The sequence below is a fragment of the Streptomyces sp. NPDC019937 genome (genome assembly GCF_040631655.1).
In the GTDB taxonomy this organism is placed as follows: Bacteria; Actinomycetota; Actinomycetes; order Streptomycetales; family Streptomycetaceae; genus Streptomyces.
Genome location: NZ_JBEYAL010000001.1, coordinates 14,915 through 22,195 on the forward strand (window position 1 = coordinate 14,915; position 7,281 = coordinate 22,195).

Consider the following 7,281-nt stretch of genomic DNA (forward strand, 5'->3'; position numbering starts at 1 on the left):
AGCGCCGACGCCTGGGGGTGGTCGGCGCGGCTCATGGTGACGGCCGACACCATGAGCCGCGCCGACGAGGGCGAGTTCAGGCGCTGGGTCCGTGGCTGCCCTCACTGATGAAAGCCCGACGCTCGCTCGCCGTCCTTGCCGCTGAGGGCAACTGGCGAGGAGGCGGCCGACCGTCGCCGCTGCCGACTCTTTGGATTACGTTCGCAATACCATAGACTGGCGACGTCGGTGAAAGGCGACTGGTCCTTCCGGCCGGCGAAGGAGTGTGTGCTGTGGTGCGGTACGGAAAAGAGCACAAGTGGAAGACGAGGCGGCGGATCATCGAGACGGCGGGCCGCCGGTTCAAGCAAGACGGTATCGACGGCTCCGGGGTCTCGACGCTCATGAAGGACGCGGGGCTGACCAATGGAGCCTTCTATGCTCACTTCGAATCCAAAGATGACCTCGTCACCACGGCAATCGCCGACCAGTTGAAGGCACAGGCCGAGAACGTCGTCGCGCGGGCTGCGCCTGGCCGTGCCGGACTCGAGCAGATCGTGCGCGGGTATCTGTCGCCCCAGCACCGCGCCAGCCTGGGCGACGGCTGCCCCAATGCCGCTCTGCTCGACGAGATCGGGCGCTGTACCGACACAACCAGGCAGGCGTACACCGACGGCGTGCTGGTCCTCATCGACGGCATTGCCGCCCGCATGGCGCCCGAGGCCCCGTCCTCCGCACGGGTGAAGGCGCTCAGCCTCCTCGGCCTGATGGCAGGGACACTGCAACTTTCGCGCGCCTTGACCGACAGTCAACTCGCCAATCAGCTCCTCGATCAGGGGGTAAGCAACGCCCTCGCCCTGCTCGACGCCGGGCAGCACGTCTGATGCGCCACACCCCCAGCCCCTGGGCCGTGGCTCTCGGGGGAACAGCCCGACGCCGACAGGAGTGATGATCGGTGCCCGTGCGCGGGGCATGGTCAGCTTTCAGGCTGTGCCTGTGCCGGTGGGACAGTCGCGGAGAGGGCGCGCAGATCGTCGAAGGCTTGGAGGAGATGCGCGTCCAAGCTCTGTGAGGGGTCGTCGGTCCAGGCTTGGGCCGCTTGGTGGAAGGTGGCCCCAGCCGGTTTGAGCAGCCAGGCCGGTCAGCCGGTCGGGGACTCCGCGCTGCCGCAGCGCCTCTGTCAGGGCATCGGTGAGCGGCGCGGCCTTGGCCAAGTCGCGTTCGCGGAGCGCTGGTGTCACCGACGGTGCGCCGCGGCGACCTCGAGGATCTCGACGGGCTCAAGGAGGCGGCCGCGGACTCCGACGGCGTCATCCACGTCGCGCACAGGCGGGACCTGCTTCCCTCCGGCGGGATCCACGCCGTGGCCGCTGCGGAGCTCCCGATCATGCTCGCGGCGAGGCACTGGCGGGCACCGGAAAGCCGCTGGTCGCAGCGGGGAGCATTGGCTCGCCCGGGCAGCACCTGGGCCGGCCGGCCACCGATCATGCTCGGGTGAGCACGATCTTCTTGCCGCCTGCCCGTCCGGTAACCACCCGGGCGAACGCAGCCGGTCCCTCGCTCAGCGGCAGGGCTTCCGGTGCGAGTTTCAAGGTTCCCGCGGCGGCCTGCTCCGCCAGCTGGACAAGCTGCGCGGCGTTGGGCTCGACGTAGAGGTCCCAACTCGTGATGCCTCGCTCCTCCGGAGGCGCGTCCGAGGTCAGGGAGCACAGTCGGCCGCCGTCCCGCACCAAAGGCAGGGCGGCGTCCGCCGTGCCGGTGGCGATGGTGAGGGCGGCGTCGAACCCGCCGTGTACCTTGGCCGACCAGTTCGGGTCGTGGTAGTCGACGACCTCCATCGCTCCCAGACCGAGCAGGCGCTCTGCGGCGGCAGGAGACGCGGTCGCGGTCACCTCGATGCCCTTGGCCGCGGCGAGCTGGACGGCCAGAGCTCCGGTGGCCCCGCCTCCGTTGGTGATCAGGAGCCGCTGTCCTCGGCTGAGGTCCAGCTTCTCCAGGGCCTGCAACGCGGTGAGTCCGTTGACCGGCAGCGCCGCCGCGTGCGCGGCGTCCAGCCCGGGTGGGCAGGCTGCCGTGTGATCCGCGTTGATCAGAACGCGTTCGGCCCAAAAGCCGCTTCCCCCGGGCAGTGGGGCCTCGTGTGCGAGCACCCGGTCGCCTACGGCAAACCCGGTGACCCCCGCGCCCATGGCCAGCACCTTGCCCGCGCCCTCCACTCCCAGCGCCGCCGGGGGGCGCAGCCCCACGTCCCAACCAGCGCCGTTTAGCAGTTCGTCCCACGGGCCGACCCCGGCCGCCTCAACCGCCACCAGGATCTGACCGGCCTCGGGAGATGACGGTTCGGGCAACTCCAGCAGGGCGACTTCCTTATCGGCCCCGGACACTCCGCACGCCTTCACAGCAGATCTTCGTCCTCTCATTCAGTCCGGCCGACCGGGAGGTACGGGCCGGAAACCCACAGCAGGTACCAGTGTCGACCTCGGGATCCCCTCCAGAGGTCGCTCGTGGTCTCAGCCGCATTGATGTCGAGCCTAGGCAGCTGGTGACCCGGACATGTGATCCATTTGAAGAGTGACCAACTGGGCCAATCGTGGAACAGATCTGCACCTGGACCTTGGGTCGGGTCGGGGCGTACGTCATCGTGTTCGAATAGCGAAAGCGCCGCTCACGCTGCGGCAGCAGCGGTTCCAGGCGGTCCCACAGCTCATCCGACACGATCCACGGCGACGTCCCCACATCTCCAGGAGTGTCCAAGGCCGTGCTGCGCACACTCCGGTGGTCCAGGACGGGTACCGGGAAAGTACGGAAAGCGCCGAGCGGGGGAGGGGCGCCTGCTCGAGCGGTTTCGGCCATGGCTTGGGCAGCGGCGTCTTTGGTGAGGTCGGGGCTCTGGTCCAGAACGTAGGCGGTGGCCGCCAGGTCCCCGTCTTGCATGAGAGCTGCGACCTTCCAGAACCGGAGCGGGACCTGGATGCCCCGGTAGGGCGGATCTCGAGCAGAAATCTCTCCAGGCCCTGCCAGTTGCTTGCCCTGCCGGTCTGCTGGGCTTCGGGGAGGCGGGGGTCGAAGCGCCAGTTGTCATTGCGCCGGACATCGATCGGCAGGCACCGGCAGCGGTACAGCCGTTCCCATGAAGTGGTCGCTGTATCCCTTGCGGTTCGCCAGGGAATCGCGGGTCACGGTCTCGGCGTTAGGCGGGGGATCGGGGTGAGTGGCCATGCCGCTCTACGTACCGCACCGCCCGGGCTCGCACGCGGAGGCGGCCTGCCACCTCACCTGAATGGATCAGGAGCAAGTTCCCCTCTCGCGGGCCCAGTGGCGTGACATCACGGCGGTCACCGATGACGAGGTCTCCTGTCCTCGGGTGGCTCGGATCCACCGCCGTCAGCGGGCTCGGCGGTGGCCGGACGACGGCCCGCGGTGGCCAGGCCGATCATCGCCGTCAGCAGCCCTAGTACCTGGCTGATCAGCCCGATCCAGGAGGTGAGCAGCGCCGCCGAATTGGCCACCACTTGTTGTGCGTCCTGAGCCAGTGGGCCCGACGCGGGGCCGGGCGTGGCGGGCGCGGACTGCGGTGAAGTGGGCGATGAGGTAGGTGGGGATGTGACGGGCGAGGTCGGCGGCGTGGTGGGCGGTGAGGTCGGCGGGCCGGACGTGGTGTCCGTGTCGGTGGGATTCGGGGTAACCGTTCGCGTGGGGTGCACCGTCAGCACGGTCAGACCACCCGCTGACAGGAGCGTGCCCAAGCCCACCAGCACGAGGCTGACCAGCAACAGGGCCGCCGGAAGTTTGAGGACGGCGAGGGTACCGGCTTGCGGAAGGCGCCACATGGGCCCACTGTACGAACTCGATGCACAGGCTCGATCACACCACGTTACGCCTGTCGTGTCGGCCGCTGCCCCGACAGCCGTGAGGTCGCGGCGCCGCGGCGTCCACAGCTCGTCGACGTTCCAGCTGTCCTCGAACAACAGGCTCTCGGACCTGTGCACGATGGTGGCATCGTACGAGCCATGGGAGCAGCAGGAACGACACCGGAACCGGGAACCCCGACGCAGAGTGGCCTCAGGGCTCTGGGTGAGGTGGCCTGCCGTTATCGGGCGGATGAGATCCGCCCGGAGGATCTGCCGATGGTTGCTGCCGGGGCACTGGCGGCAGGGCTGGACACCCCGGCGCTGTGCGAGCTCGCCGGGTTACCTCGCAACGCGGATGCCCGCGATGTCCGTCACGCGTTCGAGCAAGCACTTTCCGAGGCCGGAATCGAGTTGCCCGATCAGGGCCTTGCACGACGTCACGCTCTGCGCCGACTGGCGGCGAGGCTGGTCAATGGTGAAATCGCTCCCGCCGACTTGGCGACGGATGACTGGTGGGAGATGGAGGTCGAATCCGAGGAGGTGCAATCGTTCGTATCGCTGATCCCGCAATGCGGGTGCTGCATCGAGTACACGTTGGGGTTTGATCTGCGGACGTGGGCGACCGAGCTGCGGGTCGCTGCGCTCGCCCTGACCTCGTCTCCGCCGATCGGCCCTGGCTGCTGACTCTGCCAGGGCGGCATTCCGCGGCGAGGGGTACGTCGTTCTGCGGCTGCTGCAAGATCTGGCGGACCAGCGGGGCCAGATGGCCGACGTCGCCGACGAGTTGGTGACCAGGCTCGCCCGCCGCCTGCCCGTCGATCAGTAGGCGCACGGCAGGAGTGCGCCCCAGGTGACGCACGTGCGCCCTACCACCATCCACTGGCCGGGCCGAGACTGGCCACTGACCATCGCCGTAGGAGGCCCGCATTGGGAGCGCACGGGAAGCTCTCAGAACCGAACCCGCAGCCGAAGCAGCCCTCGCCGCGTGACCAGGACGGCAGCCACCCGGACATTTCCAGGCCCGGCAGCGGAACCCATCGCAAGTGACCGATCTGAAAACGCTGCGTGCGCGGGCGGCCGACCAGCTCGACTTCGCCGAGCCGTGGATACGGCACGCGTGGACAGCTGTCCCGCGGCACCAGTTCGTCCCCGACACCGTGTGGGTGGTGGAAGGCGGCGTCTACCGGCCGCTCCGGCGTGACGACGATCAGCGGTGGGCCCGCATGGTGTACGACCCTGTGCGATCCATCGCTGCCCAGGCCGACGACGGGGCGCCAGCCGGTGACGGGGGTGATGTCCCTACCAGCTCCATCTCCGAGCCGCGCGCGGTGATGAGCATGCTCGCCGAGCTGTTCGGCCGCGGGTGGGCGGGGGATGACGGTGGGGCGTGCGGGGTTGTGGCTGAGGCGGTGGTGTTTGACCGCGTCGCCCAGGGCGCTGGAGAGGGTGGCCGGACAGCGGTGGACGGTGAGGTAGTCGGCGACGGTCCGGTTCGGGTCGGCTGAGAACCCGCCGTCTTCTCCCTCCGACATCCGGCGCAGCGCGGACGGTGTGCCGCCGGGAGTCGGAGGCGGGCATGTCGACGGCGAAGGTCCATCTGCCGTGATCGGACTCGGCGGCGAGCCGCGCGCGGCGGCCGCCGCGCTGCCGGTGCTGCTCGTCCCGGCAGCCGTACCGGCGGTGGACGCGCCCCCGAGTGGCAGCGGGGCGCATGGAGATCACTTCCGGCAATTGCGCGGTGAAGTACCACCTCCATGGTCGGTCTGCGCTGGTGGATCATGCGACCACTTTGCGACCACGTTCCCCTGTCCAGATCCCATGACCTGCGGTGACCCCTTGTCGTGGCGACAGGTGCGGTAGCGCGGCAGTTGGTGCGTGCGTGGATGGTCAATGTGAAATAGTGTGCCAAGCATGCCTTCGAGAGGGGCTGAGCCAGGCTGGTGACAACTTCCTCGGGCGGATTCCGGAAGCGGCCGGCGTCGCTCGCTGCCCGTATGGTCGTGCGCATGCGCGCATGTGACACGCTGGCCGCATGATGTGGAACGGTGATGAGTACCAGTCCCGGTTCGACCGCATCGCCGCCGAAGGAGGGGACATCCACGGTGAGGCCGCGCTGGTCCGCTCCTTCCAGCCCGCCACGGTCCTCGATGCGGGTTGCGGTACCGGCCGGGTGGCCATCGAGCTGGCCCGTCACGGGATCGACGTGGCGGGTGTGGACGCCGATGAGTCGATGCTCGCCACCGCCCGGCGGCTGGCCCCGGAGATCCGCTGGTACTTGCAGGATCTGATCAACCTCGACCTGGGGTTGTCCTTCGATGTCGTGGTGCTGGCGGGCAACGTCCCTCTGTTCACCCCACCGGGAACGGAACCGGCCCTGGTGGCCGGGGCGGCGGCTCATGTGCGTCCGGCCGGGCGGCTCGTCGCGGGTTTCGCCCTGGACCGCGGTTACACCCTGGACGACTACGACGCGCACTGCCGTGCGGTGGGACTCACCATGGAAGCCAGGTACGCGACGTGGGCTCGCGATCCCTACGCCGACGGGAAGTATGCCGTTTCCGTGCATCGCAAGCCCTGATGCCCTGTGCCGTTCGGAAACTCGTCGTTCCTGGCCAGGCGGCGTATCCGTACTGGTTGATCACGCCGCCGGGTATTGGGGTGCGTGGAACCCGGTGAGCGGATGGGTCGACCAGGGACGTCGGGTGCTCCTGGAGGAGGGGAGGGAGCCGTCCGCGAGCAGGGTGGGCGCGATTCCTGGCGGTCCCGCCAGTACGTCGAGCTCAGCACGCTGCTCCAATACCACGAGGTGATGAGCGGCCAGGAGGCGCTGACCTCGTGGCCGCGGAGGCATCCCGAGGACCTCCGGCTGCTGATGCGGGACGCCCCGCGCTTCGCGCCCGCCGACAGGGCCTGGCCGTCCCCCCGGAAGGGCCGTGGAGACCTCTGCGCGCCATCGGCCACGGCTTCGACACCGAGGCGCGGGACTTCCTTGCCGACTGCTGGGGACGGCGGCGGCGCATAGCCTCAGCACAGGCAAAGTCCTGCGCACCCGGATCCGCGGCGGCTGCCTTCGACCGCACAGCCTGCCCATCGGGCCCACGGGCGACCAACTCCGGGGTTCTTCGGGCCGGGCGTCGGGCTTGAGGCAACTACCGGGGGCACATTATGGCCTGATCGCACGAGATGAGTGAACAGAACACGTCAGGACCTCCCACGGCCTGCCACGGGTAATGCGTGGTCTGCCGGGTTCGCCGCCGCGTTGGCCGGGCGAGGAGTCGTGCGACGTGAAAGCTGACGTGTCAAACGTGGCGTAGGTCACCGTGGAGCGACTGACCGGAGCCTTTGTACGCTCCATGCGCGCAATCGCTTACCGCACTGCTGGTCCCGAGCCGGGGCATCATCATCGATTCCACTTGCCTTGCCGTTCGGTGAGTGCCGGAAGATTGGACGAGTA

7 protein-coding genes are annotated in these 7,281 nt (G+C 68.8%); 5 read left to right on the forward strand and 2 right to left on the reverse strand.

The genetic code is table 11. From position 1 onward, the window contains the following. The first annotated feature begins 272 nt into the window (after window positions 1-272). Together ABZ562_RS00065 and ABZ562_RS00070 are read left to right on the forward strand one after the other, a co-directional pair. Window positions 273-863, forward strand: coding sequence for a TetR/AcrR family transcriptional regulator (locus ABZ562_RS00065; protein WP_361471623.1), 591 nt, complete (start codon window positions 273-275; stop codon window positions 861-863). A 350-nt stretch (window positions 864-1,213) separates the two neighbouring features. Then, window positions 1,214-1,477, forward strand: a complete 264-nt coding sequence (locus ABZ562_RS00070; RefSeq protein ID WP_361471626.1) for a hypothetical protein — start codon at window positions 1,214-1,216, stop codon at window positions 1,475-1,477. Here ABZ562_RS00070 and ABZ562_RS00075 read toward each other — a convergent pair. Next, window positions 1,464-2,363: an NADP-dependent oxidoreductase gene (locus tag ABZ562_RS00075; protein ID WP_361471628.1), complete on the reverse strand. Its 900-nt coding sequence runs from the start codon at window positions 2,361-2,363 to the stop codon at window positions 1,464-1,466. The genes ABZ562_RS00070 and ABZ562_RS00075 overlap by 14 nt on opposite strands. A gap of 951 nt (window positions 2,364-3,314) precedes the next feature. Beyond that, on the reverse strand, window positions 3,315-3,809 hold the full coding sequence (locus ABZ562_RS00080; protein WP_361471631.1) for a hypothetical protein: 495 nt from the start codon (window positions 3,807-3,809) through the stop codon (window positions 3,315-3,317). Window positions 3,810-3,989: 180 nt separating this feature from the next. On the opposite strand from ABZ562_RS00080, the gene ABZ562_RS00085 reads away from it, so the two are divergent. The 3 genes from ABZ562_RS00085 to ABZ562_RS00095 all read left to right on the forward strand — a co-directional run bounded on the left by ABZ562_RS00085 (window position 3,990) and on the right by ABZ562_RS00095 (window position 6,405). Beyond that, window positions 3,990-4,514, forward strand: a complete 525-nt coding sequence (locus ABZ562_RS00085) for a hypothetical protein (protein ID WP_361471634.1) — start codon at window positions 3,990-3,992, stop codon at window positions 4,512-4,514. 359 nt (window positions 4,515-4,873) lie between these two features. Beyond that, window positions 4,874-5,335, forward strand: a complete 462-nt coding sequence (locus tag ABZ562_RS00090) for a hypothetical protein (RefSeq protein ID WP_361471637.1) — start codon at window positions 4,874-4,876, stop codon at window positions 5,333-5,335. Between the two features lie 527 nt (window positions 5,336-5,862). Beyond that, window positions 5,863-6,405 carry a class I SAM-dependent methyltransferase gene (locus ABZ562_RS00095; protein ID WP_361471640.1) on the forward strand — a complete coding sequence of 181 codons (543 nt, stop codon included), beginning with the start codon at window positions 5,863-5,865 and terminating at the stop codon, window positions 6,403-6,405. Window positions 6,406-7,281: the final 876 nt, after the last annotated feature.